The 25597-nt window shown below is 44.9% G+C and carries 28 protein-coding genes; 19 read left to right on the top strand and 9 right to left on the bottom strand.

Annotated elements, in window-relative coordinates; all coding sequences use genetic code 11:
* Nucleotides 1–35 precede the first annotated feature (35 nt).
* From pstC to pstB, 3 genes are read left to right on the top strand one after another with little or no spacing between them, the layout of a single operon-like run.
* Complete coding sequence (gene pstC / locus ACRRSX_RS14710; protein WP_432452450.1) at nt 36–965, top strand: phosphate ABC transporter permease subunit PstC; 930 nt, start codon at nt 36–38, stop codon at nt 963–965.
* Nucleotides 965–1807, top strand: coding sequence for a phosphate ABC transporter permease PstA (pstA, locus tag ACRRSX_RS14705; protein ID WP_432452451.1), 843 nt, complete (start codon nt 965–967; stop codon nt 1805–1807). Before pstC ends, pstA begins: the two co-directional genes overlap by 1 nt.
* 9 nt (nt 1808–1816) lie before the next feature.
* Nucleotides 1817–2566 carry a phosphate ABC transporter ATP-binding protein PstB gene (gene pstB / locus ACRRSX_RS14700; protein ID WP_432452452.1) on the top strand — a complete coding sequence of 250 codons (750 nt, stop codon included), beginning with the start codon at nt 1817–1819 and terminating at the stop codon, nt 2564–2566.
* A 56-nt stretch (nt 2567–2622) separates the two neighbouring features.
* On the opposite strand, the gene ACRRSX_RS14695 is transcribed toward pstB, so the two are convergent.
* Nucleotides 2623–2835 (bottom strand): DUF1289 domain-containing protein, encoded by a 213-nt coding sequence (locus ACRRSX_RS14695; protein WP_432452453.1) that lies wholly within the window; start codon nt 2833–2835, stop codon nt 2623–2625.
* A gap of 141 nt (nt 2836–2976) precedes the next feature.
* Nucleotides 2977–3921 (bottom strand): tRNA-modifying protein YgfZ, encoded by a 945-nt coding sequence (ygfZ, locus tag ACRRSX_RS14690; RefSeq protein ID WP_432452454.1) that lies wholly within the window; start codon nt 3919–3921, stop codon nt 2977–2979.
* A gap of 156 nt (nt 3922–4077) precedes the next feature.
* Between ygfZ and ACRRSX_RS14685 the strand changes: the two genes are divergently transcribed.
* Together ACRRSX_RS14685 and ACRRSX_RS14680 are read left to right on the top strand one after the other, a co-directional pair.
* Entirely contained in the window at nt 4078–4323 is a 246-nt protein-coding gene (locus ACRRSX_RS14685) for a succinate dehydrogenase assembly factor 2 (RefSeq protein ID WP_432452455.1), read from the top strand.
* On the top strand, nt 4295–4708 hold the full coding sequence (locus ACRRSX_RS14680) for a hypothetical protein (protein ID WP_432452456.1): 414 nt from the start codon (nt 4295–4297) through the stop codon (nt 4706–4708). The genes ACRRSX_RS14685 and ACRRSX_RS14680 overlap by 29 nt, the downstream gene beginning before the upstream one ends.
* Before the next feature lie 75 nt (nt 4709–4783).
* On the opposite strand, the gene nadB is transcribed toward ACRRSX_RS14680, so the two are convergent.
* A complete protein-coding gene (gene nadB, locus ACRRSX_RS14675) occupies nt 4784–6397 on the bottom strand; it encodes an L-aspartate oxidase (protein ID WP_432452457.1) in 1614 nt (537 codons plus the stop codon).
* A 200-nt stretch (nt 6398–6597) separates the two neighbouring features.
* On the opposite strand from nadB, the gene rpoE reads away from it, so the two are divergent.
* From rpoE to ACRRSX_RS14650, 5 genes are all read left to right on the top strand, one after another.
* Nucleotides 6598–7176 carry an RNA polymerase sigma factor RpoE gene (rpoE, locus tag ACRRSX_RS14670; protein WP_432452458.1) on the top strand — a complete coding sequence of 193 codons (579 nt, stop codon included), beginning with the start codon at nt 6598–6600 and terminating at the stop codon, nt 7174–7176.
* Nucleotides 7177–7197: 21 nt separating this feature from the next.
* Entirely contained in the window at nt 7198–7737 is a 540-nt protein-coding gene (locus tag ACRRSX_RS14665; protein WP_432452459.1) for a sigma-E factor negative regulatory protein, read from the top strand.
* A 32-nt stretch (nt 7738–7769) separates the two neighbouring features.
* Nucleotides 7770–8780 carry a MucB/RseB C-terminal domain-containing protein gene (locus ACRRSX_RS14660; protein WP_432452460.1) on the top strand — a complete coding sequence of 337 codons (1011 nt, stop codon included), beginning with the start codon at nt 7770–7772 and terminating at the stop codon, nt 8778–8780.
* Nucleotides 8764–9231 carry a SoxR reducing system RseC family protein gene (locus ACRRSX_RS14655; protein WP_432452461.1) on the top strand — a complete coding sequence of 156 codons (468 nt, stop codon included), beginning with the start codon at nt 8764–8766 and terminating at the stop codon, nt 9229–9231. The genes ACRRSX_RS14660 and ACRRSX_RS14655 overlap by 17 nt, the downstream gene beginning before the upstream one ends.
* Nucleotides 9232–9477: 246 nt before the next feature.
* Nucleotides 9478–9666, top strand: a complete 189-nt coding sequence (locus ACRRSX_RS14650; RefSeq protein WP_432452462.1) for a CopG family transcriptional regulator — start codon at nt 9478–9480, stop codon at nt 9664–9666.
* Here ACRRSX_RS14650 and ACRRSX_RS14645 read toward each other — a convergent pair.
* The gene (locus tag ACRRSX_RS14645; protein ID WP_432452463.1) at nt 9663–11321 is read right to left on the bottom strand and encodes a SulP family inorganic anion transporter; all 1659 of its coding nucleotides are present in this window, start codon (nt 11319–11321) and stop codon (nt 9663–9665) included. The two genes, ACRRSX_RS14650 and ACRRSX_RS14645, sit on opposite strands and share 4 nt — an antisense overlap.
* Nucleotides 11322–11653: 332 nt before the next feature.
* On the opposite strand from ACRRSX_RS14645, the gene ACRRSX_RS14640 reads away from it, so the two are divergent.
* A complete protein-coding gene (locus ACRRSX_RS14640) occupies nt 11654–11746 on the top strand; it encodes a hypothetical protein (RefSeq protein ID WP_432469366.1) in 93 nt (30 codons plus the stop codon).
* Nucleotides 11747–11926: 180 nt separating this feature from the next.
* Here the strand turns inward: ACRRSX_RS14640 and ACRRSX_RS14635 are convergent, their stop codons facing one another.
* The 5 genes from ACRRSX_RS14635 to ACRRSX_RS14615 are packed head-to-tail and all read right to left on the bottom strand — an operon-like array spanning nt 11927 to nt 18156.
* Nucleotides 11927–13600, bottom strand: a complete 1674-nt coding sequence (locus tag ACRRSX_RS14635; protein WP_432452464.1) for an amino acid ABC transporter ATP-binding/permease protein — start codon at nt 13598–13600, stop codon at nt 11927–11929.
* On the bottom strand, nt 13597–15312 hold the full coding sequence (gene cydD / locus ACRRSX_RS14630) for a thiol reductant ABC exporter subunit CydD (RefSeq protein WP_432452465.1): 1716 nt from the start codon (nt 15310–15312) through the stop codon (nt 13597–13599). The genes ACRRSX_RS14635 and cydD overlap by 4 nt, the downstream gene beginning before the upstream one ends.
* 28 nt (nt 15313–15340) lie before the next feature.
* A complete protein-coding gene (cydX, locus tag ACRRSX_RS14625; protein WP_432452466.1) occupies nt 15341–15451 on the bottom strand; it encodes a cytochrome bd-I oxidase subunit CydX in 111 nt (36 codons plus the stop codon).
* Nucleotides 15452–15461: 10 nt separating this feature from the next.
* The gene (gene cydB / locus ACRRSX_RS14620; RefSeq protein WP_432452467.1) at nt 15462–16598 is read right to left on the bottom strand and encodes a cytochrome d ubiquinol oxidase subunit II; all 1137 of its coding nucleotides are present in this window, start codon (nt 16596–16598) and stop codon (nt 15462–15464) included.
* A 1-nt stretch (nt 16599) separates the two neighbouring features.
* Nucleotides 16600–18156, bottom strand: a complete 1557-nt coding sequence (locus tag ACRRSX_RS14615; RefSeq protein ID WP_432452468.1) for a cytochrome ubiquinol oxidase subunit I — start codon at nt 18154–18156, stop codon at nt 16600–16602.
* Between the two features lie 959 nt (nt 18157–19115).
* On the opposite strand from ACRRSX_RS14615, the gene lepA reads away from it, so the two are divergent.
* Genes lepA through ACRRSX_RS14575 form a run of 8 tightly spaced genes read left to right on the top strand, consistent with a single transcriptional unit; the run spans nt 19116 to nt 25583 of the window.
* Complete coding sequence (gene lepA / locus ACRRSX_RS14610; RefSeq protein ID WP_432452469.1) at nt 19116–20915, top strand: translation elongation factor 4; 1800 nt, start codon at nt 19116–19118, stop codon at nt 20913–20915.
* Between the two features lies 1 nt (nt 20916).
* Nucleotides 20917–21831 (top strand): signal peptidase I, encoded by a 915-nt coding sequence (lepB, locus tag ACRRSX_RS14605; protein ID WP_432452470.1) that lies wholly within the window; start codon nt 20917–20919, stop codon nt 21829–21831.
* A gap of 10 nt (nt 21832–21841) precedes the next feature.
* Entirely contained in the window at nt 21842–22516 is a 675-nt protein-coding gene (rnc, locus tag ACRRSX_RS14600) for a ribonuclease III (protein ID WP_432456165.1), read from the top strand.
* A complete protein-coding gene (gene era / locus ACRRSX_RS14595) occupies nt 22513–23412 on the top strand; it encodes a GTPase Era (RefSeq protein WP_432452471.1) in 900 nt (299 codons plus the stop codon). Before rnc ends, era begins: the two co-directional genes overlap by 4 nt.
* A 3-nt stretch (nt 23413–23415) precedes the next feature.
* On the top strand, nt 23416–24123 hold the full coding sequence (recO, locus tag ACRRSX_RS14590; protein WP_432452472.1) for a DNA repair protein RecO: 708 nt from the start codon (nt 23416–23418) through the stop codon (nt 24121–24123).
* A gap of 25 nt (nt 24124–24148) precedes the next feature.
* Nucleotides 24149–24889, top strand: coding sequence for a pyridoxine 5'-phosphate synthase (gene pdxJ / locus ACRRSX_RS14585; RefSeq protein ID WP_432452473.1), 741 nt, complete (start codon nt 24149–24151; stop codon nt 24887–24889).
* Nucleotides 24890–24892: 3 nt separating this feature from the next.
* Complete coding sequence (acpS, locus tag ACRRSX_RS14580; RefSeq protein WP_432452474.1) at nt 24893–25267, top strand: holo-ACP synthase; 375 nt, start codon at nt 24893–24895, stop codon at nt 25265–25267.
* 16 nt (nt 25268–25283) lie between these two features.
* Nucleotides 25284–25583: a hypothetical protein gene (locus ACRRSX_RS14575; protein WP_432452475.1), complete on the top strand. Its 300-nt coding sequence runs from the start codon at nt 25284–25286 to the stop codon at nt 25581–25583.
* Nucleotides 25584–25597 lie beyond the last annotated feature (14 nt).

The raw sequence follows: 25597 nt of genomic DNA, 5'->3' as shown, positions 1-25597 counted from the left end.
TCTTTGTTGTGCCTTGGGTTTGGAAATAAAATTTTATGAATCAAACGGTTATTACGCCACAGGCTGAGTTTAACAACCCAGCATTAGTTGCAGCGCTCAAGCAGTCATCTGAAAAGGTTGACTGGCTTGGACGTTTTTTTAATCTACTCTTTTTGCTGAGCGCACTGATTGGTGTTCTGTCGGTCGCGATTATTGGTTATTTTTTGGTGCTTGAGGGCTTACCAGCCATTCAGTTTGCGGGTTTAAGTCATTTTCTCATCGGAACTGATTGGTATCCGCCGGCCTTATTTGGTGTCGGGGCGATGATTGTGGCATCGCTTGTTTCAGCCCTCGGAGCCGTGCTCATTGGGGTTCCGGTTGCGTTGTTAACGGCGGTATTTTTAGCTGAAGTTGCGCCTAAACGCTTGGCCAATATGATCCGCCCGGCGGTAGAGCTGCTGGCGGGGATCCCATCGGTTGTTTATGGTTTTTTTGGCTTGGTGATCATTGTTCCGGCAATTGAATCGGTGTTTAAGGTACCCGCGGGTAGCACCATTTTAGCGGCCATTATTGTGTTGGCGGTGATGATTTTACCCACGGTGATTACCATTGCTGAGACTTCTATTCGTGCCATTCCTCGCAGTTATAAAGAAGGATCTTATGCGCTGGGAGCCTCGCCGATATTTACCATTTTTAAGGTGATCTTGCCGGCTGCCCGCTCAGGGATTTTAGCCGGTGTGGTGCTCGGAATTGCACGCGCCGTCGGCGAAACCATGGCCATTATTATGGTGATGGGAAACTCCCCTGCGATGCCTGGCTCACTGCTTGACTCGGCTCGCTCCCTCACCGCAAACATCGCTCTGGAAATGTCTTATGCAAGTGGAATTCATGCCAGCTCATTGTATTCAACTGGGATTGTGTTGCTGGTTTTTGTGATGTTGTTAAATGGGACGCTGTTAATTTTGAATCGTCAGAGGGTTAAGTAATGCGCCGTCGTATTGAAGATCTGGCTGCTTTAAGCCTCGTTTGGGCCGGAGCAGGCTTGACTATTTTATTTTTGCTGTGGATGTTATGGCACATCTTAAGCAATGGTTTAAGCCATGTAAGTTGGGAGTTTATTAGTTCAAGCTACACCACGATTGGTAAAACCTCGGGTATTTTCTCGATGATTGTCGCCACCTTATATATGGTGCTGCTATCGATAGGCATCGCAGCCCCAATTGGCATTATGACTGCACTTTACTTAACCGAGTATGCCAAGCCCGGGAGCAAAGTTGTCAAGGTGATTGGTTTTTGCACGGAGTCTTTAGCGGGTATTCCATCGATTATTTATGGTTTATTTGGGATGACTTTTTTTGTGGTCACTCTTGGTTTGGGCTTTTCGATTCTGTCGGGCGCGCTCACCTTAGCCATTTTGATTTTACCGGTGATTATTCGCACTACTGAAGAAGCCCTGATTGCAGTCCCACAAGCATACCGAGAAGCGTCTTATGGCTTAGGCTGTTCACGGATCTATACCATCTGGCGGGTGATCCTTCCATCGGCGATGCCTGGTATTGTCACCGCGGTAATTTTAAGTACCGGGCGAGTGATTGGCGAATCAGCCCCTGTGTTTTTAACCGCGGGTATGGTTACCAGACTGCCGGAGTCGGTGTTCGATTCAGGGCGAACTTTAACCGTTCACTTGTATAAATTAACTCAAGAATTGTTCACCGTTCATGAATGGAATCAGGCGTATGCAACTGCCACGGTACTGATTGTCTTGGTTTTAGCCATTAACCTACTGACTAAATTGATCGCGAGTCGATTCAACAAAGCTGCTTACTAAGAGATAGATATGAATAAGTTTGATGTTCAACAACTTGATTTACATTACGGTGATACGCACGCACTAAAGGCGATTGATTTAGAAATTCCGGAGAAACAAGTTACGGCACTTATTGGTCCGTCTGGTTGTGGTAAATCAACCCTGTTACGGACTTTAAATCGGATGAATGATTTAATTGAAAATGTGCGTATTACCGGGCGTGTGCATTTAGAAGGGAAAGACATTTATCAAGAGCGTAATGTGGCTGCGCTACGGATGAAGGTGGGAATGGTTTTTCAAAAAGCCAATCCCTTTCCCATGAGTATTTACGAGAATGTGGCTTATGGGTTACGCGCTCAGGGGATCCGCAATAAGCAGACACTCGATGAGGTAGTTGAAAATGCCTTGCGCAGTGCCGCCCTGTGGGATGAAGTGAGCGATCGCTTACAGAGTCATGCTTTTGGTTTGTCGGGCGGTCAGCAACAACGTTTATGTATCGCGCGGACCATTGCAATACAGCCTGATGTGATTTTGATGGATGAACCAACTAGTGCTCTGGATCCCATCGCCACCCATAAAATTGAGGAGTTGATGGAGGCGCTGCGTAAAAAGTTTACCATTGTGATTGTCACGCACTCGATGGCGCAGGCGAAGCGTATTTCAGATAAGACCGCTTTCTTCTGGATGGGGGAATTGGTGGAGCATGGTGATACTGAGCAAATATTTAGCGCGCCAAAGGACCAGCGAACCCAGGGGTATGTGAATGGAGACTTCGGCTAAGGCTCGCTGAGGGCTTGATAAAAATGCCGTGATTTGAAAACTCGGCATTTTTATTCCTATAAGCGGGAGTTGAGCTTGCTAAATTTCCAGGTGGGCGCTTGTTGACGCCGTTGTTCACAGCGTTGTAAAACTTCCCGTTTGGCTTGCTCATCCAGCCCACTCCAGGCGCAGATTTCATCGAGTTGCCGAAAACAACCGACGCACTGATCTTTGTCATCCAACGTGCAATGCCGAATACAAGGGGATGCGATAGCTTGTGGAGCGCTCATTGTGTTTTCCTGGTCTGAATTGTCGGTTTTTTCGGCGATCAATGGCGTGCCAAAAAAACCATCAATGCACGGATCTTTGCATCTAAAGTACAGTATAGCTACCAGCGAATAGATGCGGGGCGCTCAGTGTTTGCCCTTGTCTCAATCTTCTAAGCCGTAAGGTAGCTGAGCAATGGTATAGAGACTCTGTTCATCCCCTTCTAAGCGAAACTTTGCGGTGGCATCCGTATCCTTATTTAACACCGCTAATAGTTCAATATAGCCAGGATCGAGCTGAACGGCCTGTAATACGGTGGCTTTGGCTCGCCAGTTTTCACCCAGTTTTTGTTCTAGACGGTCGCCAGCTTTGGGTAAGAGATCGCCATGTCCGGCAAAGCGCAGCGTCGCTCGCTTGTTGTTGCCGCGATACTTGGCGCGTGCAATGGTTTCCTGACCGGTATAACAGCCTTTGGAAAAGCTAATGGCGTTTAAACACTGTAGGTTTAAGGCTTGAGGAATGAATTGCTGGCTGGTGGCCAGCTCCAGCATGGGGAGGCCGGAGACAATCTGTAACGCGCGCCATAATTGATTGGCGTCGAGTGGGCTGGCTGGCGCATCTTCTCCCCAATTGGCGAGATCGGTAATCACTAAATAGCGGCGTTTGGGACCATCCAGGTGCACACAAATGCCACTATCGATTAAACCACCATAGCTGGCGATATCATCGCCAAAATGTTCCGCGATGTAATGTGGGGCTTCACTGCCAAGTACTGCGATAATCTGTAGCTTGGTTTCGGTTTCGATGGCCACTTTGGAAAATACCGCATATTTCTTTAGCTGGGCTAATTGGCTGTCGGCAAGCGATTTTGGTTGCAGGTATAAGTAGTCATCGTTTAAACGTAGCAGTCGCAATACTGACCACATTTTACCTGTGGGGTCGCAGTGCGCTGCCAGACTTTGTTGGCCCGGATCAAGACTGTTTACGTCACAGCTAAGCTGTCCTTGCAAATAGCTTTGGGCGTCAATTCCACTCACCCTGACTAAATGCCATTGGTCCAGAGGCTGAACTAACAGCGGAGGGAGAGTGCATAAGGTTTGTTGAGACATAGTCGGCTTCCGTTGAGAGCTAGATCAAGCTTATTAGCGTGTAATTTTGTTGCTGAAATGGTATTGTCGTCAATACTTTTGCAGCATTTTTTAACTGGTTATTAACTGTGGCTAATACCGAGTTTACCAGTGTCACTGATGTATACAAGGAACAACATGCAGGAAAATAAATCACGTTTAAAATGGGCTTGTCGTCGGGGGATGTTGGAACTTGATGTATTGTTTATGCCGTTTGTAGATGAAGCTTATGATGATTTGAGTGAGGCGCAAAAACAAACCTTTAAACGCTTACTCGCCTGTGATGATCCTGATTTATTTGCTTGGTTTATGGGACACAAGTCTTGTGAAGACCAACAGTTAGCTGCGATGGTTAATGTTATTCTCAAGCGCGTCAAAGTGTGAATTTAGGGCGACTCGTTCGTCGACTTATTTTGCGCTGATCTGCCTGATGGCTGCGGCGCAAGTCTTGTTGTTATTTTGTTTCCCTCGTTTACTTCCTTTACTCCCTCTGAGTCTTTTTTCGATAGTGCTGAGCTATTGGCATTGGTGGTGCTATCGCCCTAAGGGTTATTTTTCTGCGGAACAGATTGCTTACCAACAAGGTGGGAAAACTGAGGTTTACCAATGGTTAGCGAACTCTCGCGTGGCTTTTACTTGTTGTATTATTATTGGTATTGGCCAAGACCGTTTAAAATTAAATGTGATTTTTGCAGATAGTATTGAGCATGATATTTATCGTAGGATGTGCTTTGTAATTAACTTTCCCATCGAGTCTGAACAACCATAAGGGCGGAATATCGTTGCAACGGTGGTGAATAGTATGAAGGCTTAGCTTAGCTAAGCCTTGTTTAAATCCATCGATTTAGTCTACGTTATCTGGTTCTTGATAAAAGGTGTTTGGATCGAGGATAGTCGGCTTCACGATGTCCAGTTTATCTGGGTAATCCAAATTATAATGTAGACCGCGACTTTCATGACGGCGCATGGCACAGCCCACGATTAACTCGGCGACTTGCACCAAGTTACGTAATTCTAAGAGATTATTCCCCACTTTAAAGTTTGAGTAATATTCATAGATTTCTTGCTGTAGTAAATGGATTCGATGCATGGCACGTTGTAAGCGCTTGTTGGTACGCACAATGCCAACATAATCCCACATAAATAACCGTAGTTCGTGCCAATTGTGGGTAATGATGACTTCTTCATCTGAATTACTCACTTGGCTGTCGTCCCAAGGCTTAATTTGGTTGCATATACTCACTTCGTTTAGATGTGCTTTTATATGCTGGCTAGCGGAATGAGCAAACACCACGCATTCCAATAGAGAGTTGCTGGCCATTCGGTTGGCGCCATGTAAACCAGTGTATGCCACTTCGCCAATGCCATATAAGTTTGCAATATCCGTTTCGCCATTCAAGTTGGTGACTACACCACCACAAGTATAATGGGCTGCTGGTACAACCGGTATCGCTTGTTTACGGATATCGATCCCGAGATCTAAGCAACGTTGTAAAATAGTGGGAAAGTGTAATTCGATAAACTCATCATCGCGATGGCTGATGTCTAAGTAGACACAGTCTGCACCGAGGCGCTTCATTTCGAAATCGATGGCGCGGGCCACGACATCACGAGGGGCTAATTCTTCTCTGGCATCAAAGTCAGGCATGAAACGAGTCCCATCGGGACGTTTTAATAACGCGCCCTCTCCTCGGAGTGCCTCAGTGAGCAAGAAGTTTCGAGCTTCTGGGTGGTATAAACAGGTGGGGTGAAATTGATTAAATTCCATGTTCGCAACTCGACAGCCGGCGCGCCAAGCCATGGCAACCCCATCGCCACTACTGACATCAGGGTTACTGGTGTACTGATAAACCTTGCTTGCACCGCCAGTCGCCATCGCCACAAATTTTGCTTTGACTACATCAACTCGTTCGGTATTTCGATTCCATACATAGGCACCGACAACAGTTTTTTTCGAGTCACCTTCTTTCACAATTAAGTCGACCGCATTAAATCGCTCTAGAATCGTGATATTAGGGTGGCTTAATACTGCTCTGACCAAGGTTTGTTGAACGGCCTTGCCTGTCGCATCGGCAGCGTGCAAAATGCGACGTCGACTATGCCCGCCTTCACGAGTGAGATGATACTGGGCCTCGCCATCTTTGGTGGTCTCTTGATCGAAGGGAACCCCAAGGTTGATGAGCCAGTCGATACAGCGTTTACTGTTTTCTGCGGTGAATCGAACGGTGGCTTCTTCACATAAGCCATCACCGGCGATAAGAGTATCATTGACATGTTCTTCTACGCTGTCATTCTTATCGAACACGGCAGCGATGCCGCCTTGGGCATAATATGTGGAGCCTTCTTTTAGTGGTCCTTTGCTCAGGACGTGGACTTTGGCATAATCTGCCAAGTTTAACGCCATTGTTAAGCCTGCAGCGCCACTGCCTATTATTAGAACATCGCTAGTGTATTCCATTAGATGCGCTCTTATATGAAGTTAAAGGGAAATTTGAGTATATCGTAGTTTAACTGAAACTTACTCAAGTTTGCACTGTCTCACAGAGGCGCAAAAATTTATTTGATGAAAAGAGAACTTTTTTGAAAACAAGTAGTCTGAAGAGATGTGCCGCCAGAGAAGTTACCGACACCCAAGCATTAGGAGGTCGGTAGTTACTGATGTCAGAACAGTGGACAGATCAAGCGTTGGTCGAAAGAACTCAGCGCGGAGATAAGGCGGCATTTAATTTGTTGGTTCAAAAATACCAACACAAGGTGGCTAACCTGGTATCACGTTATATTGTGAATCATGGTGATGTAGCCGATGTAACGCAGGAAGCATTTATTAAGGCTTACCGAGCGTTACCTAATTTTCGTGGTGAGAGCGCATTTTATACATGGTTGTATCGAATCGCCGTGAATACCGCGAAAAATTACATTGTTGCTCAGGGGAGAAGGCCTCCAGCAAATGATGTAGACGCAGATGAAGCCGAGTTTTACGATGGTGCAGAAGCATTGAAAGAAGCTGATACACCAGAAACCTTGTTGCTATCTGAAGAAATAAAAGAGGTAGTTTTTGCTACAATGGAAGGACTACCCGATGATTTACGTACGGCAATTACGCTTCGAGAGATAGATGGTCTTAGTTATGAAGAGATTGCAAGTGTGATGGATTGTCCTGTTGGTACTGTCCGTTCGCGGATATTCCGAGCAAGGGATGCAATAGAGAAGCGGATCCAACCGCTTTTAAGCAGGTAATTTTGGGGATGAGTGACTAATATGGCAAATCAAGAACAGTTATCCGCATTGGTTGATAACGAGTCGACCGACGCATCACTGTTAGAGCTGTTAGCCAACGAGCCAGAGCGTGCTCAGCAATGGAGTAATTACCATTTGATTGGCGATGTGCTTCGTGGGGAAACCCCCAAGAAGATTAATTTGAATATTGCTGATAATATCGCGTTGGCCTTAGAAGATGAGCCCGCCATTGTCGCACCTCGGCCTTCTCATTCTTCTGAAAAAGAATCTTCTGGTAAGTTGGTGCGGTTTTTCAAGTATACGGGACAGTATGCAATTGCGGCATCAGTCGCGGTGGCTGCTATTGTTGGTGTTCAACAGTATTCTTTACAAGTAGCAAGTGATACAGAGCAACCTTTACCGGTATTTAATACCGTGCCTGTCGGTGGTTCGGTTGCTCCGGTTAGTTTACAATCTAGCCCACAGCCACGCGAGTTAAGTGAAGCCGAAATGATTGAACAACGTAAACGTATTAGTGCTTATTTACAGGATCATCGTTTTCAACAGAGAATAGTAGAGTAGTTATATAACTTATGCGTTTTAAACAACTTTTGATGCCAGTAATTATATTACTGGCATCTTTTTCTGTTTCGGCAGAGAGTACTGATAGTCCCCCTAGCGTTCCTAGTGAGGTCAGTCAAACTAGCCCCGCGATTAATTTATTACAAGAATATCAACAAGCCTTTCATCAACGTAACTACGAGTTGTCTTTTATCACGGTACGTCAAGGTCATATTGAACCAGAACGGTTAATTCATGGTGTTGTCGATGGGGTTGAAGTTGCGCATCGTGTATATCTCAATGGTCCTGCCAATGAAGGGGTTTATCGTCAAGGTGTTGTGGCTTTTTTTGAACCAGGACAAACACCTTATAGTTTAGCTTCTACTCGTTTACCGGGCATGTTTGGTAATTTGGCGGCGATTGATATTGATGGTTTAACCACGAATTATGATTTAGTGATCGCGGGCAAGAGTCGGGTTGCTGGACGTCCAGCCCAAGTGATGCGGATCGTTCCTAAGTCTTCCGATCTTTATGGCCTGTATTTTTGGATTGATTACGCGACGCAATTACCCTTGCGATTAGATATCGTTGACCATGATGGCGAGCTTGTTGAACAGCAAATGGCTGTCAATTTAGCCGAATTTGAACAACCCACCGCCTGGATGCATGAACTTGCTAGTTTGGATTTACCAAAAGCAGTGGTTGGTAAGCTCCCCGTTGATGAGTCGAAGCAAAAAATTAACTGGCGTTTAGGCTGGCAGCCGGAGGGTATGAAAGTTGCGCAAAAAGAACGACATTCATTATTATTGTTAGCTGAGCCAGTGGATTATCTCAAGTTAAGTGATGGTTTATTTGATATCTCTGTTTATGCAAATGCTATAGGTAAAACCAATCCCTTACGTGAACAATTGGTTCGCCAAGGGGCCACCAGTTTACATACGGTTGTCAGGCAGGGAGTTGAAATTACTGTTGTCGGAGAGATCCCTCCAGACACAGCCTCTAAAATTGCTGATTTTGTGAAATTGGGCCCTTATCTGGAGCTGCCAAGTGAACCTGCCCAATAATTCCAATTTAATTATCGAAACGGCCAAGGTTGTTGCGCTAGAGCAGGGATATGCAGTCGTTGAATGCGTGAGTAAAAGCGCTTGTGGCAGCTGTGGGAGTGCTGAGCATTGTGGTAATAGTTCTATCGCCAAGGCATTTCCTCATCGAGTTCATCGGCTCAGTGTGAAACTTACCGAAGAAGTGCAAGTTGGTGAACAGATAGACCTAGGCCTAAATGCTAAAAACATGCTCACAAGTGCTTTACTGATTTATTTAGTGCCTTTGTTGTGTTTAATTGTTGGCGCGGGTCTTGGGAAGTTTTTGTTTGCGCAGCAATCATCGAATGAATGGGGCGTAGTGTTGATGGCCTTGCTGAGTCTAGGGCTCGGTTTTGTATTCGTTCGTTTATTTGCTAAACGTGTTAGTCGACAGCTTCAATATCGACCTAAGATGCTGAGACGTCACCGCTGAGTGGATTGAACGGTGATGGTAGTTGCTGTTTCAGCGATAAATTGTAACCGAGCCCTTCGGTTGGTGATGCTGCGTTCCCGTATGAGCCATGGTGGCGATGACTCTTTATTGAGTTTGTCCTGTCTAACTATAACGACAAGCGACTGCAAAAATAATAAGCAAAGATTAACAGACCCTAGTATTAAAATCTGATCTTAATTACACTAACGTTATAATCAAATTATAATGTTAGTGAGGTACACCCCAGTGGAAAACAAGACCGCGCGTTTTACAGTGCTGATGGACCCGCGTAAAAAGCAGGCATTTGAGAAGCTATGTGCTTCTCAAGACTTAACGCCGTCACAAGTCGTTAGGCAATTGATCCGAGAATATCTTGAGCAACATAATGTGAGTTATGCTGACAGTGCTACCCATAACCCACAAGTGAAACGTTAGCGCTGCTGTTTTGAGTTATTGTTTAGTAAAACTCGAACCGCTTCATCAAATAACAGAAACATATGCTCGTGGCCAACTAGCTCGATAATTCCTGCTTTCTTCAATTTGGCCGAGACCCGTTGATTGGCTCCAGATAGCAATACATTCACGCCACGACGCTGTAAGCCGCTGATGACTTCTTCTAAGGCTTGCAGCCCAGTAATATCGATAAATGGAACCCATTTTAAACGAATGATAAGGTGTTCAGGATCGCTGTGAGTATAGGCTAGCGCTCGTTCAAAATTTTCAACTGCTCCGAAGAAGAAAGGACCTTCAACCGCAAATACCAATATATTCTCTGGTAATTCTCCTAAGCCTTTCTCTGCAAACTCTAAGGCGAGTTCTTGTGCCGAAGATTGCTTCACTTCAACACTGCTCGCCATACGTCGTAAAAAATGTAAAGTTGCTAATATTACGCCAATATTGACTGCTACAACGAGATCGGCAAATACCGTAAGAGCAAAGGTAATTAATAGGATTAGCACGTCGGCTCGTGGTGCGCGGCGAACCATTTTAATGAAGTGTTTCGCTTCACTCATATTCCAAGCGACAACAAATAAGATGGCCGCAAGGGCCGCTAAAGGAATGTGTTTTGCTAGGGGGGCAAGCACTAACAATATGACTAATAAAGTGATTGAGTGGACAATACCAGCTAAGGGACTGTTGCCACCATTACGAATGTTGGTTGCGGTACGAGCAATCGCCCCGGTTGCCGCGAAACCGCCAAATAATGGCGCTGCTATATTTGCCAGTCCTTGACCAATTAATTCTTGATTGGAGTCATGACGAGTACCCGCCATCCCATCGGCAACCACCGCTGAGAGTAAGGATTCAATCGCGCCTAACATGGCGATGGTAAAGGCTGGGCCAATCAGTTCTATTACTTTCGTCCAGCTTAGTGAAGGAATGCTTAGCTCGGGTAAGCCTTGTGGTATTTCGCCAAAAGCTGAGCCAATTGTGCGTACGCCGTCAAATTGAAAGAATACTTGAATAAGGGTGGTGAGGACGAGCGCAATTAAGGGGCCAGGGACTCGTTTTAATAGCGGTACTTTCGGACTATAAATTACCAGCAATAGGGCAAATATGGCTAGCATGCTAGTGCTAAGATGAAATTGTGGAAGAACATTAATCAGATGATATAGCTTGTTATGGAAATGCTGACCAGTGACCTCAGGTAAACCAAAAAAATCCTTCCATTGGCCGACCCAAATGATGACCCCTATTCCTGCCGTGAAACCTACGATAACAGGCGCTGGAATAAATTTAATGACACTTCCTAGTTTGGTGATCCCCAAAAGCATTAAGATCAGTCCAGCCATGAATGTGGCTATTTGTAATCCTTCAATACCATGCTGGGCGGTGATGCTTGAAAGTACCACAATGAAGGCGCCGGTCGGGCCGGCAATTTGTACCCGGCTACCGCCAAAAATTGAGACCAAAAAGCCTGCGACAATTGCGGTATATAAGCCTTGCTCTGGTTTGGCGCCGGAGGCGATGGCGAAGGCCATCGCGAGAGGAAGAGCAACAACACCAACAATGACGCCTGCAATAATATTACTTACCCAGTTCTTAGGCTTGAGTAATCCCGCTCTTAGCGCTTCGCTAATCGCAATCATTTATCGCTCCAATTTAGAAAGGTATATTACAATTACATTATAATGCGATTATAATTAACGGCAATCATCTTTGCTTTATTATCTAGCTTTATTATCTAGCTTTATTACAGTAAGGGTGGCCTAGAATATCGAATGTATGCTTGTTTAATGTGATGAGCGAATGAGCGATACAATTGCGACTTGTCCTCAAGATGAATCTATCTATGCTTATCATTTGCCATGCATGCTCTGGTAACGGGTCTGAAGTTGATGCGGGGGCATTAGTTGCACAAGACGTTAGCGGCAACTCATTATAAGCTCGAGATTTTGTCCCTATTATTAAGGTTTTGAAGGTGAAGGGATTGTCATCGTTGGCCAAAATTGGCACTACAGTGAAAATTAATCAGCTAGTCTACGGTGATCGCAATATCGATGATATTGGCTAAATGATGCTTAAATTTGAGCTTGTAAAAAGCCTACGTGGACTTTTCTATTTGCTGAAGAGTGATTATTGGTTGCCTGTGCACCAAGAACCGAACGATTAAACAAGCCGAGAGGATTCACGGCTCTCGGCTTGTTTGTTTGATGCTCGACTCGGATCTTATACCGTCAACGATTGGTTTTAATTATTGAACGCCTAAATGCCAACGCTTCGTAAATGCTGGATGTTCTAATTGTTGGTGGCTCGCGATAATTAAAATACCATCGCGTTGCCAGTGCAATAGACCCTGCAGTAGTTGCTCTGTAGAGGCTTGGTCTAAACCTGAAAAGGGTTCATCGAGTAGTAAAACTGGGGTTTTGGCTAACAATAGGCGAGCTAAGGTGAAGCGACGTAGTTCGCCGCCAGATAAGCCGACACCGTACTCACCTAAAATGGTTTGTAGGCCGTGACTTTGTTTGGCTAACCATTCTTGTAAGCCGACTAATGATAATATTTCGGATAACTCCGTATCACTTGCTTTGGGTTTTGCGAGTCTTAAGTCGGCAGCGATGGTTAGCTGGAAGATAAACGGACGTTGCGGCAAGTAGCCAACATATTGATGCCAAGTGTTATCGTTAAACTGGTGCTGTAATTGTTGGTTTAGAGCAATCGAACCTGCTATTTTCGGTATATCGCCAGCAAGGGTTTGCAATAAACAACTCTTGCCAATACCTGAAGGACCGCTTAATAAGACCACGTCGCCAGCCTTAAAGGTTTGGTTTTGCTGGTGAGTGAGAATTGCTTGTGGTTTAAATCCAAAGCATAGATCTGCGATGCTAAAATTCAACTCCGCTTGAGAAAGAATATCGACCGTTTTGCTTGCCGATTCTGTCTTTGCACTTGGTGAGCTTGCGATCAGTTGATTGGTTCTATTTTTGGCTGCGACGCTATAACCGATGGCAAGGTGGAGAGAGGATAAAGCTTGAAAGACCTCAGATAAACCTAACCAAGCTAAGAGCAGAGCCACTAAAATAGCCGGATGCAGTGCTTGCTCGAGGACCATCGATGTTCCAGGCATCGCTAAACAGATTATACCGACTAAAAGCAACAGCTGGGCAAGGCTATCGGCGATGAGAACAGAGAGTTGGAGTCGTTGTTGTAAACGGTTGATTGTCTGTTCATTGTCTGCCACGGTTTGAGCATAGTCTTGCCAGCGACCAAAGGTTAAAAGGGTGGTTAATAATTGCAAACCAATGAGCGTGACTTGTCGACGTTGGCCGTTGTAATTGACTTCTTGCTTGGCTAAATGAATACCCAGAGGCAACATCATAAAGGGGAGTAGTATAAGTCGCATCAGCAGGAGCAAAACGATGCTGAACAATGCACTGGGAAGATAGTAGGCGATGGCTAAACTAAAAAATCCGCCAAGGGCAATAGCCCAGAACCAAGGTGCGATAGCTCGTAGTGGAAATTGGTCAAGTAAGTCAATGTCACTGATTAAACGTTGCAAGGTTTCGGCGCTATCGGGCTGCTCAAATCGCAAAGAATCAGCAATGCTTTGATGACTCAGTCGATGAAAGGTGTTTACCCGCAAATTTTTCAGCAGCGATAATACAGTATGGTGTGATTGTAAACGCTCTGCGTAGCGCCCCGCCGTTCGGGTAATGGCTAAAAACCTGATCACGGCTCCCGGCCGCATGTAATTGAAGCTGCCTGCTTGAATGGCTGCAACCCCTGCCATCGCGGCGGCGCTAATAAACCAACCAGAATACGCCAATAGTAATACGGTGGCTGCAACGGTGAGTAAACCAAGCAGCCCACTGAGGCTCCAGCCTCGCCACTGCCAAACTAATAAGTGACGTAATTTTAATGATTTCATGGTGTCGGCTCTTGTATATGGCAACTGCTTGGCAGCGGTGATAACTCATCAGAATGAGTCATTTTACCTTCGCTCAGATAAATACAAGCGTCTAAAAAATGAAGGTGTTGCCATTGATGGCTCGCGATGAGCAGCGTTTTTCCTCGGCTTATTTCTGCGAGGACTTCGCAGAGTGGTTGAACACTTTGTTGGTCCAGCTCGGCAAAGGGTTCATCGAGTAGCCAAATGGCTTTAGGTTGTAGTAATAAGCGCGCGAGGGCCAAACGTTGTTGTTGTCCACCTGATAGCCCGAGTCCGCTTTCACCGATGGGATAGTCCAAGCCTTGTTGCGTGGTGGCTAACCATGTCCATAAGCCGACTGAAGTAAGGGCTTGAATCATTTCCGTTTCAGTGGCGTTGCGTTTTGCAAGTTGCAAGTTATCGGCAATGCTACCGGGCATCAATTCGGCGTGCTGGTTTAAATAGGCAATGTGTTGCCTTAGTCGGGGCATTTGACTCGCAGATATATCAATTTCATTGACTGTTAAATTACCTTGAAAAGGAAGAAAACCAGCGAATAATTGCAATAGAGTGGACTTGCCGCTGCCACTTGGGCCAGTGATAAGGAGTCGAGATTGAGCGGGAATGTTTAGTTGCTCTAGTGCTAGTCGAGGCGTTTGGGTTTGTCCCACCACAATGTGAGAGAGTGTCAGTGAAAACTGCTTCGCTTGCAGTAATTTTTCTGGTAAATCATGGGTCGCTAAATCTGAGCTTTGTTGGCGGCTCTCGGCTTCGCTGATGGCTCGCCATAATGGTGCTAGTAGTAAGCTCGCCGACTGTGCTTGTGCTTTGGCATGATAATCGTTGCCCAGTTGCCGAAGCGGTTGATAAAACTCGGGCGCAAGCAGCAGGATAAATAATGCTGAAGCATAATCTACAGGAACCACCTGTTTAAGCCAGGGGAGTTCTCCTAACAGACCTAAGCCTAAATATAGGGCGACCAACGCGATTGCCAATGAGCTAAATAACTCTAATACGGCAGTGGATAAAAACGCCAGTTTTAGGACTTGCATGGTACTGCGTTGATATCCTTCCGCTGCGTTAGCAAGGTGTGCTTCAGCAACATGACTGGCATTGAGTCTCTTTAAGATATTCAAACCTAGTAAAAAGTCATACAGTCGACCACTCATTCGACTTTGTACTTGTAGTTGTTTGGTACTGGCTTTGCTCGCTTCTTTGCCAACGAGGATCATAAATAGCGGCACTAAGGGGGCGGTACATAATAATAACGCACTAGCCAATAGGCTGTGTTGACTTACGACGATAGCGATTGTTAGTGGTGCGACTAATACTAGAAATTGCTGTGGCCAATAACGACAGATGTAACCATCGAGTGCGTCGATATGCTCAGTTAATAAACTGGATAGCTGGCCATCACTACCGTATTTGAGCTTCGCGGGCCCTAATAGTGATAAACCTTGCCAAATTTGGTTGCGCAATTGCTGACGTAAATTTCGGCTGGCACCTTGGGCTATAAAGTCTTTGCTACTTAAGAGTATTAATCGAATCAAAAATGCACCACCAAAACCATACCAGAGCAATGGCTCTGGTTGGTTTAGTTGGATCAGTGAGTTAGAAATGAGCGCCAAAAAGTACATTTGCAGAATAAGCAAAGGGATACTGAGTAGCGCGAGTAGGGTTGCGATTAATAGTTGCGGCCGGATTGGCCGCAACCAACTTCTAAGAAGTTGTGATGAATTATTATTGTTCAGGTTCGTCGTCCGAATATCCGTTAAATTCTAGCCACATAGCATTGATAATGCCAAAGGAACAGGCCAGTAGTACACCTAAAATCCAAGTAAAATACCACATAGAATGCTCCTTAATATAGTGAATGAGAGTTATCTCGAATAGTTTGTTCATTGAGGCGACCAAACATTTTGACATAACACCAAATGGTGTAAGCCAATACGATGGGAACAAAAATACAGGCCACTACAAACATAATCTTGAGAGTGAGTTCGCTAGACGTTGCATCCCACATGGTTAGACTATGATTGGGTCGCGAGCTCGATGGCATTATGAATGGGAACATCGCGATGCCACAAGTCATAATAACACCCGCTTGGCCGAGCGAGGAGCAAACAAATGCAATGGCACCTTTGCCCATCTTGCTAAATAGCCCGGTGAATAAGAATGCGCCCACACCTAAAATTGGAAATAGCCATAAAATAGGGTACTTGGAAAAATTACTGAGCCATGCTGCGGGCTGAACCTCTACAGTTTTAGCCACTACATTATTAATCGCGTTGGTATCAATGGTACTGGTAAGGGTATACCCATCGATCCCCATATGTAACCAAAGACCTGCAAGCACAAATATTAGCGTTGCGCCAAAGCCAGCAATAACGCCGATAGATTGGCTTCGTTGCAAAATGACACCTTCGGTTTTCATTTGCAGATAAGCAGCGCCTTGGCTGACAAACATCAGCAAACTTAGAACTCCAACGAGTAAGGCGAAGGGATTCAGTAACGCAAAGAATGAGCCTGTGTAATGGATCCGTAAAAGTTCGTCAAAATGAAATGGAACCCCTTGTAATAAATTACCAAAAGCGACCCCGAAGATAATGGGCGGAACAGCTGAACCAACGGTGAGAGCCCAGTCCCAATTACTACGCCATTTTGTATTGTCTAATTTGGAGCGATAATCGAATCCAATAGGTCGTAAAAATAGCGCGGCCAGAGTCAAGATCATCGCCAAATAAAAACCACTAAATGCTGTCGCATAAACTGGTGGCCAAGCGGCAAATAGTGCTCCTCCAGCCGTAACTAGCCAGACCTGGTTGCCATCCCAATGGGGAGCAACGCTGTTAATCATGACGCGTCTTTCTTCATCGTTTTTACCAACCACTTTTAATAGGGCACCGACGCCCATATCAAAGCCATCGGTAACAGAAAAACCAATCAGTAGTACGCCGATTAACAGCCACCAGATAAATCTTAAAAATTCATAATCCATGTTATAGCTCTCCAAGTTGATCCGTTTCTAAGGCGTATTTACCGGTATGCAATGATGAGGGGCCTTTCCGTGCAAAATGTTGCATTAGCCAAACTTCAATGACAATGAATATGCTATATAAAGTGGTAATTAGACCTAGACTGATCCAAATTTCCGCCGGTGTAAGTAATGAGGCGGCTAAATGCGTTGGTAGTACCTCACCAACGGCCCAAGGTTGACGACCATATTCAGCGACAAACCAACCAGCTTCACAGGCAATCCACGGCAAAGGTAAACTAAATAAAGCCATCTTTAAGAACCATTTCGGTTTGTGTTGAATCCGTTTCGCACTAAACCAAAAGGCGAGTGCAAAGACTAACAACATCAAAAAGCCTGCGGCGACCATGATGCGGAAGGACCAAAACATTGGCGCAATTTGGGGAATACTGTTGTCTACGGCTAATTGTACCTGTTGATCGGTTGCGTTGGCTGGATTGTCTGTATAGGCCGTTAACAATAGTCCGTACCCCAGATCCTGTTTGACTACTTCAAAGGCGGCTTTGGTTTGTTCTGTGGTATCTCCGGCTCTTAGTAATTGTAATAAGCGATAGGCTTCTTTACCGTTGACAATCCGTTCGCGGTGGATTTCTTTCAAGTCTTTGAGACCTAATACCTGCTCATCAACCGAGCGTGTCGCAATAAGGCCCAATGCATAGGGAATTTTTATTGCGTAGTCTGTGGTTTGTGTTTCACTATTTGGCAGGCCAAACAGAGTAAATGCAGCGGGGGCTGGATGAGTTTCCCACTCGGCCTCAACGGCGGCGAGCTTCACTTGTTGCACATCGCCTAATTCATAACCTGATTCATCGCCAAGGATAATCACCGACACTGAAGAGGCAAGACCAAAGGCAGCTGCAATGGCAAAACTGCGGCGAGCAAAGGCTAAGTCGCGGCCTTTAAGCATGTACCAAGCTGAAATGGCCAATACAAACATTGCGCCAGTCACATAACCCGCAGATACCGTATGGACGAATTTTACTTGAGCGACTGGATTAAATACCACTTCAGCAAAGCTGGTCATTTCCATGCGCATGGTGGTGTAGTTAAACTCTGCTCCGACAGGGTTTTGCATCCAACCATTGGCGATTAAGATCCATAATGCCGATAAGTTAGAGCCCAATGCAACCAGCCAAGTTACCGCTAAGTGTTGAACTTTAGTCAGCCGATCCCAACCAAAAAAGAATAAACCAACCAAAGTTGATTCAAGGAAAAAGGCCATTAAGCCTTCAATTGCCAATGGCGCACCAAAAATGTCGCCCACATAATGTGAGTAATAGGACCAGTTGGTACCAAACTGGAATTCCATGGCTAAACCAGTCGTTACTCCCAGCGCAAAGTTAATACCAAATAGTTTGCCCCAAAACTTAGTCATATCTCTGTAAATCTGTTTACCTGTCATCACATAAACAGATTCCATGATGGCAAGTAAAAAGGTCATACCCAGGGTGAGTGGGACAAATAAGAAGTGGTACATCGCGGTGAATGCAAACTGCAATCGTGAGAGTTCAATAATATCCATAAACCGACTCCGAGGGTTAAATGTAGTCCTACATTAGGACAGTCTAATTTACATATTTAGACAAAATTTAGCTATCTGGGGATTGGCTATTTTGTTGATTTAGATCAATTAGTTTGATGTTTTGTATGTTTTTTCGCAAACTCGAACTGAATAACTGTTTTTTATCAAGGAAATATCATTAAGTCTGCTATCTAGAAATCTCTTTGGTTGTTTTTATTTTTGTCATTAATTGTGAATTATGATGCGTTGAGGTTAAGTATTTATTACAGTTTTTGTTCGATATAAATACGCGGATTATTTTCTTTTTTAGAGGAAGTGAAGGTTATTGTTGACTTGTTTAAGCTAGCTACTTCTGTGGCGTAATGATCCTTAGCTTGCTTTATTTCCCAATTTACGAGCGTTTGCTAACTGTGCTTTCAAGTTTTATCGTTACTTATTTGGTGTAAAATACAAATTTAAGTTCTTTAAGCTTGCGGGGAGCACTCGTCGGATGATCTTTAGTGTTGATTTGCGTAAAATTATCGATTCGCAATCGTTGTTACAGGACTGAATAATCCTGTAACTGGTGCCTCTGATTACAAGTTATATCACGCGGCTCGTGGTGATTTAGGCCCGCAAGAATGAACAGATAGTGAGTTAGATTGGTAGAATGGCTAACAGCGTTTTTTGAAGCATTGTATTCAATCGTTTTTACTGTTTAATGAGCGATATTGGCTTAGCCTTCTTGCTAATGTGCTTTTCGCCGCGATTAAAAAGCCTGGAATTCGAACCAATTTACAACAGCAGAGAGCAATCGCTCTCTTTCACTGGGATCTGATTCCCTTGAAATAGTCGCGCATTTTTTTTGGATCTTGATGGATTGTGGTAGTATCCGCGTCAACGATATAATGTGCGATTGCCGCATTTTTTAGAAAGGCAAGATTTGATTCTTTAGCCAATGATTTTACATAGGTACCCCCTTGATAAATAAGAATATTCGTAATTTTTCGATTATTGCCCATATTGACCATGGTAAATCGACCCTATCTGACCGTTTAATTCAGCACTGTGGTGGATTGAGTGCGCGCGAGATGGAAGCTCAGGTATTAGATTCTATGGATCTTGAGCGCGAACGCGGAATCACCATTAAAGCGCAAAGTGTCACTTTAGATTACATCGCCAAAGACGGTGAGACTTATCAGCTCAACTTTATTGATACGCCAGGGCACGTCGACTTCACCTATGAAGTCTCTCGTTCTTTGGCGGCCTGTGAAGGTGCTTTATTGGTGGTTGACGCAGCGCAAGGGGTAGAGGCTCAAACTCTCGCCAACTGTTATACCGCGATGGAAATGGATCTGGAAGTTATTCCAGTTCTGAATAAAATCGATTTACCGCAAGCTGACCCAGACCGGGTTGCTGAAGAGATTGAAGATATTGTTGGGATCGACGCGACTGATGCCACCGTATGCTCGGCTAAAACTGGCTTAGGCATTGAAGATGTATTGGAAACGATTGTTCGCGATGTACCGCCCCCAGTCGGTAATAGTGAAGGGCCTTTGCAGGCGCTGATTATCGACTCTTGGTTTGATAACTATCAAGGTGTGGTCTCGTTAGTTCGCATTACTAATGGTGAAATGAAAGCTGGCGAACGGATGCTTGTGATGTCTACAGGTCAGTCTCATGTGGTCAATGAAGTGGGCATTTTCAAACCGAAACAAACCAGTACCGGGGTATTAAAAACCGGTGAAGTGGGTTACATCGTCGCGGGTATTAAAGATATTTTGGGGGCGCCGGTAGGAGATACGCTTACGACCTTAAAAAATGGTTCTACTGAAGCATTACCTGGTTTTAAAAAGGTTAAACCTCAGGTTTATGCGGGCTTATTTCCCACCAGTTCAGATGAATACGAGAACTTCCGTGATGCGCTCGGTAAGTTAAGCTTAAATGATTCATCGTTATTTTATGAACCAGAGAATTCTACTGCCTTAGGTTTTGGTTTCCGTTGTGGCTTCTTAGGGATGCTGCACATGGAAATTATCCAAGAGCGTTTAGAGCGGGAATATGATCTCGATTTGATCACGACCGCGCCGACCGTGGTCTATCAAGTGGTGATGAATAATGGCGAAGAGTTATTTGTAGATAGTCCAGCCAAGTTACCTCCAACCAATAATATTGCTGAAATTCGCGAACCGATTGCCGAAGTGAATATCTTGGTGCCGCAAGATTATCTTGGCAACGTGATTACGCTATGTGTGGAAAAACGTGGTTTACAAACTAATATGGCTTATCACGGCAAGCAAGTCGCATTAACCTATGAGATTCCAATGGCGGAGGTGGTGCTCGATTTCTTCGATAAACTTAAGTCAACCAGCCGCGGTTATGCATCACTGGACTATAACTTTAAACATTTTCAGGCCGCGAGTATGGTGCGGGTTGATATTATGATTAATGGTGATCGTGTTGACGCGCTAGCGCTTATCACTCATAAAGACCACTCTGAGTCTCGAGGTCGGCAAGTGGTCGATAAGATGAAAGAGCTGATCCCTCGGCAAATGTTTGATATTGCCATTCAGGCTTCGATAGGCATGCATATCATTGCTCGTTCAACGGTTAAGCAGTTACGTAAAAATGTGATTGCGAAGTGTTATGGCGGAGATGTAAGTCGTAAGAAAAAACTACTCGCTAAACAAAAAGCAGGTAAGAAACGAATGAAACAAGTGGGTAATGTTGAAGTACCTCAAGAAGCATTCTTAGCTGTTCTACATATTGGAAAGGACTAATATGGCCACTATATTTCCGCTTATTTTAGTTATCGCAACATTTGTAACGGGTGTTGTTTGGGCTTTAGACAAGTTTCATTGGGCAAAACAGCGACAGCTTAAGCTGCAAGATGCTCGAATTGCTGCTGGGGGTGAGTTACCCAGCAATGCGGAGCAAACGATTAGCAACGCGCCGAGCTGGATAGAAAATTGCAGCTCGGTATTTCCGGTGATCGCCTTGGTGATGATCTTACGCTCGTTTATTTATGAACCTTTTCAGATCCCCTCGGGCTCGATGATGCCAACCTTATTGGTTGGGGACTTCATCTTGGTTGAAAAGTTTGCTTACGGTTTAAAAGATCCAGTGACTCGCACCACTTTAGTACCAACCGGTCATCCAGAACGGGGTGATGTGGCGGTTTTTAAATATCCTCAAGATCCCCGCGTTGACTATATCAAACGTGTGGTGGGTTTACCGGGCGATCGTATCATTTACCGTAATAAACAATTGTTTATTCAAGAAAAATGTGAAAAAGAGCCTTGCCCAGAGTTGCGCCCTGTACCCTTAGACTTTGAGGTTTCTGGACGCTTTAAGCAAGGCTTAATGCCACTTGAAAATTATCGAGAGCAGTTAGCTGAGGTCAATCACGAAATATTGATTAACCCTGCGGCTCCAGACCGAGTGCACTCCTTTTACCAGCAGCCAGGGACTGCTAAAGATGAGTGGATCGTACCTGAAGGGCACTATCTGGCTTTTGGAGACAACCGAGACAACAGTATGGATAGTCGTTACTGGGGCTTTGTGCCAGAACATAATTTGGTAGGTAAAGCGGTCGCGATCTGGATTAGTTTCGAGTTTGAGCGTGGTAAAGATTCATTTTTGCCAACATGGATCCCAACTGGGGTTCGATTTAATCGCATTGGCGCGATCAAGTAAAAGGGTCATGATGAATAGCAACAATCAGGAACGCCTGCAGCGCATCATTGGTTACCAATTTGAAGATGCTAATTTGTTGACGTTGGCTTTGACTCATCGCAGTGCCGGAGGCATTCACAACGAACGTCTCGAATTTTTAGGTGATGCGGTATTAAGTTGGGTGATTGCCGAAGAACTGTATCAGCGTTTTCCTAAGGTTTCTGAAGGCGATCTGAGTCCAATGCGCTCTACTTTAGTGAAGGGGAAAACTCTCGCAGAGTTAGCGCGTAGTTTTGAATTAGGCGAGTATATTAAATTAGGCCCCGGTGAATTAAAGAGTGGTGGCTTTCGTCGTGAATCGATTTTAGCCGACGCAGTTGAAGCGATCATTGGTGCGGTGTATTTAGATAGTGACCCCCAAACCGTGAAGCAATTGCTCCTGAGTTGGTACCAACCTCGTTTAAATAAAATAGAGCCGGGTTTGAGTCAAAAAGATCCGAAGACGCGCTTGCAAGAAATTTTGCAATCTCGTAAGCAAGCTTTACCTGATTATCAAGTGGTTGAGATTAAGGGGGAAGCACATAACCAACAATTTACCGTGAGCTGCAGCGTGGCTGGTTTAGATAAACCGATTATTGGCACCAGTACCAGTCGACGCAAGGCCGAACAAGTTGCCGCAGAGTTGGTATTGGAGCATTTACGATGAACTATGATACGCGCTGTGGTTTTGTGGCAATTGTTGGTCGACCGAATGTGGGTAAATCAACCTTGCTGAATACCCTGTTGGGTCAGAAAGTCAGTATTACCTCTAAAAAACCTCAGACCACCCGGCATCGAATTTTAGGTATCGATACTCATGATATCTATCAAACTATCTTTGTAGATACGCCAGGCTTACATATCGAAGAGCAACGCGCGATAAATCGCTTGATGAACCGCGCCGCAACCAGCTCTTTGGGGGATGTGTCGATGGTGATTTTTGTGGTTGAAGGCACTAAATGGACCGCCGATGATGAATTAGTTCTGGGTAAATTGCGGCATTTAAAAGTGCCTGTCGTGCTGGCGATTAACAAGGTGGATAACGTTCAAGATAAAGAATTGCTGTTCCCACATATGCAGGCGATGAGTGAGAAATATTCGTTTTCTCATATTTTGCCTATCTCTGCTAAACAAGCCAAGAATGTTGAGCAGCTGCGCGAGTGGGCTCAGCAAACATTACCGGAAAACGTGCACTTCTTTCCCGAAGACTATATTACGGACCGCTCTTCGCGTTTTATGGCTGCCGAAATTGTGAGAGAGAAGTTAATGCGGTTTACTGGTCAAGAGTTGCCCTATTCCACTACCGTGGAGATTGAGCAGTTTAAAATGCAAGAGAATGGGGTTTACCAAATTAACGCACTTATTTTGGTTGAGCGGCCCAGCCAAAAACGAATGATTATCGGGAATAAAGGCGAAAAGCTAAAAACCATTGGTAAAGAAGCGCGATTGGATATGGAAAAATTGTTTGATAACAAAGTATTCCTTGAGATGTGGGTGAAGGTTAAATCTGGTTGGGCTGATGACGAACGAGCCTTGCGTAGTTTAGGTTACGGAGACGACTAAGTTTTGTCAGAGTTAGCGCTTAGCCCCGCGTTTGTGCTGCATACTCGACCCTACCGTGAAACCAGTTTATTGGTTCAGTTGTTTACTCTGGAACAAGGGAAAATTAGTGTGGTGGCCAGAGGGGCGAGGGCAAAGCGTTCTCGCTGGCGGGCTATCTTACAACCCGCAGTTCCTTTACTGGTGGGGTTTTCGGGAAAGACGGAGTTAGCTAATTTAACTCAGGCGGAAGCGACCAACTTGGCTTTTCCATTATTTGGTGAGCATCTATATAGCGCTTTGTACTTAAATGAGTTGTTATATTACTTGCTGGAGGAAAAAACTGCTTATCCTCGTTTGTATCAACAATATCAGCAGAGTTTACTGGCATTGGCGAAGCAACAACCTTTGGAGGCGAGTTTACGTCGCTTTGAATTACAGTTGATCGCCGAACTCGGCTTTGCTTTAAGTGAACCAAGCGGTTTTATTCAAGGTCAAAGTTATCAATATCGTCTCGAGCAGGGATTTATTGCTAGCCCATTGGCTCCTGTGAACGCTGGATTTAGTTATCAAGAAGTGCTGATGTTGCTGAGCTTTGATGCTCAGCAGGCAGAACATTTGGCCTGTGCTAAACGCTTTTGTCGTATCGTCATTGCACAATTACTTAATGGACGTGAATTGACTAGTCGTGCATTATTTAAACAAATTAAAACAACCAATAAAGCGGTTCGTTAACCGCATTGTTGAATAAGGAAAGCTCGTGAGTGAAATATTATTAGGCGTTAACGTCGACCACATCGCTACTTTACGTCAAGCCCGTGGAACCACTTATCCCGATCCTGTATTAGCAGCGGGTATCGCTGAAACTGCAGGCGCCGATGGGATCACCATTCACTTGAGAGAAGATCGCCGGCATATTATTGATCGTGATGTGGCGATCATGAGCCAAACGGTGCAAACCCGACTTAATTTAGAAATGGCTGTGACCGATGAAATGATTGAAATAGCCTGCCAGCATAAACCGCATTTTGTCTGCTTAGTTCCTGAAAAACGTGAAGAACTGACCACGGAAGGGGGGCTGGATATAGTCGGCCAGCTTGAGAAAATTACCGCCGCTGTGGAAAAATTGACAGAAGCAGGCATCCTCGTTTCATTATTTATCGATGCCGATGATGAACAGATTGATGCAGCTGTTGCCTCAGGCGCACCTTTTATTGAACTGCATACGGGTCACTACGCCGATGCTGCAACGGAGTCGGCGCAGCAAGCGGAGCTTAAAAAAATTGCAGCGGCAGCGAGTTACGCCAGTGATAAAGGCCTGAAAGTGAACGCAGGTCATGGCTTGCATTATCACAACGTATTGCCGATAGCCGCTATGCCTGAAGTTATTGAGCTAAATATTGGTCACGCCATTATTGCTCGCGCGGTGTTAGTCGGCATGAGTGAAGCGGTTCGTGAAATGAAAGCCTTAATGGTGCAAGCTCGTAGAGCGGAAGCTTAATTAGTGGCAATTGTTGGTTTGGGCACCGATATTGTGCAAGTGGCTCGAATTGCGCAGAGCAAGCAGTTGGCGGGTTTAGCGAAGCGCATTCTCACGCTTGCCGAGTATCAACGTTTTGAAAACACGCATGCCGCAGAACGCTTTTTGGCGAAACGTTTTGCAGCCAAAGAAGCCGCTGCAAAAGCTTTGGGGACTGGGATTGCCAACGGAGTTGGTTTCCAGCAGATTGAAGTTAGTAACGATGCCTTAGGCAAACCGGTACTGCAATTTTATGGGGCGGCCTTAGCGTTAGTTGAACAGTTAGGGGTCACCAGCCAATTTATTAGTATTAGTGATGAACGTGAGTACGCCGTTGCGACGGTAATTTTGGAGCGTTAAGTTTTGGAGAAAAAAATTGATTGAGCGATATCGAGTACAGCTAGATTTATTCGGTTTGATGAAACTCATGGCCTTAGTTGGTTTTGGGGTCGGTATTATTGCTGGTTTAGCCTTAGTGATTTACACCTTAAGCCAAGGGGGGAATGTAATTCAGGTGTTGCTTCCTATGATTATCTCTCCTTTTAGCAATGCTTTGGTGACGGCTATTTTTGGGCTGGTGAGTTACCCTTTTTACAATTGGTATTGTAAGCGGAATCGCGGCCAAATATTGACCGGGCGTTTCCTAAAAGATCAACAAAGTCAAACCGATATTTAACCAACAAAAAAGCC

This window comes from Agarivorans sp. QJM3NY_30 (assembly GCF_050870855.2).
Lineage (GTDB): Bacteria > Pseudomonadota > Gammaproteobacteria > Enterobacterales > Celerinatantimonadaceae > Agarivorans.
The sequence above is the reverse complement of the archived record's forward strand: the minus strand, read 5'-3'. Positions and strand labels throughout refer to the sequence as shown.

What these genes read in the sequence shown, in the direction of transcription:
- ygfZ (WP_432452454.1), bottom strand. Translation starts at nt 3,921, where the DNA reads ATGTCTCAACAAACCTTATGCACTCTCCCTCCGCTGTTAGTTCAGCCT.
- ACRRSX_RS14615 (WP_432452468.1), bottom strand. Translation starts at nt 18,156, where the DNA reads ATGGATATTATTGAACTCTCACGATTGCAGTTTGCATTCACCGCGATG.
- ACRRSX_RS14665 (WP_432452459.1), top strand. Translation starts at nt 7,198, where the DNA reads ATGGCAAATCAAGAACAGTTATCCGCATTGGTTGATAACGAGTCGACC.
- nadB (WP_432452457.1), bottom strand. Translation starts at nt 6,397, where the DNA reads ATGGAATACACTAGCGATGTTCTAATAATAGGCAGTGGCGCTGCAGGC.
- rnc (WP_432456165.1), top strand. Translation starts at nt 21,842, where the DNA reads ATGAATAGCAACAATCAGGAACGCCTGCAGCGCATCATTGGTTACCAA.
- pstA (WP_432452451.1), top strand. Translation starts at nt 965, where the DNA reads ATGCGCCGTCGTATTGAAGATCTGGCTGCTTTAAGCCTCGTTTGGGCC.
- ACRRSX_RS14695 (WP_432452453.1), bottom strand. Translation starts at nt 2,835, where the DNA reads ATGAGCGCTCCACAAGCTATCGCATCCCCTTGTATTCGGCATTGCACG.
- era (WP_432452471.1), top strand. Translation starts at nt 22,513, where the DNA reads ATGAACTATGATACGCGCTGTGGTTTTGTGGCAATTGTTGGTCGACCG.
- cydB (WP_432452467.1), bottom strand. Translation starts at nt 16,598, where the DNA reads ATGGATTATGAATTTTTAAGATTTATCTGGTGGCTGTTAATCGGCGTA.
- rpoE (WP_432452458.1), top strand. Translation starts at nt 6,598, where the DNA reads ATGTCAGAACAGTGGACAGATCAAGCGTTGGTCGAAAGAACTCAGCGC.
- pstC (WP_432452450.1), top strand. Translation starts at nt 36, where the DNA reads ATGAATCAAACGGTTATTACGCCACAGGCTGAGTTTAACAACCCAGCA.
- ACRRSX_RS14660 (WP_432452460.1), top strand. Translation starts at nt 7,770, where the DNA reads ATGCCAGTAATTATATTACTGGCATCTTTTTCTGTTTCGGCAGAGAGT.
- ACRRSX_RS14685 (WP_432452455.1), top strand. Translation starts at nt 4,078, where the DNA reads ATGCAGGAAAATAAATCACGTTTAAAATGGGCTTGTCGTCGGGGGATG.
- lepB (WP_432452470.1), top strand. Translation starts at nt 20,917, where the DNA reads ATGGCCACTATATTTCCGCTTATTTTAGTTATCGCAACATTTGTAACG.
- ACRRSX_RS14680 (WP_432452456.1), top strand. Translation starts at nt 4,295, where the DNA reads ATGTTATTCTCAAGCGCGTCAAAGTGTGAATTTAGGGCGACTCGTTCG.
- ACRRSX_RS14635 (WP_432452464.1), bottom strand. Translation starts at nt 13,600, where the DNA reads ATGAAATCATTAAAATTACGTCACTTATTAGTTTGGCAGTGGCGAGGC.
- ACRRSX_RS14645 (WP_432452463.1), bottom strand. Translation starts at nt 11,321, where the DNA reads ATGATTGCGATTAGCGAAGCGCTAAGAGCGGGATTACTCAAGCCTAAG.
- cydX (WP_432452466.1), bottom strand. Translation starts at nt 15,451, where the DNA reads ATGTGGTATTTTACTTGGATTTTAGGTGTACTACTGGCCTGTTCCTTT.
- pstB (WP_432452452.1), top strand. Translation starts at nt 1,817, where the DNA reads ATGAATAAGTTTGATGTTCAACAACTTGATTTACATTACGGTGATACG.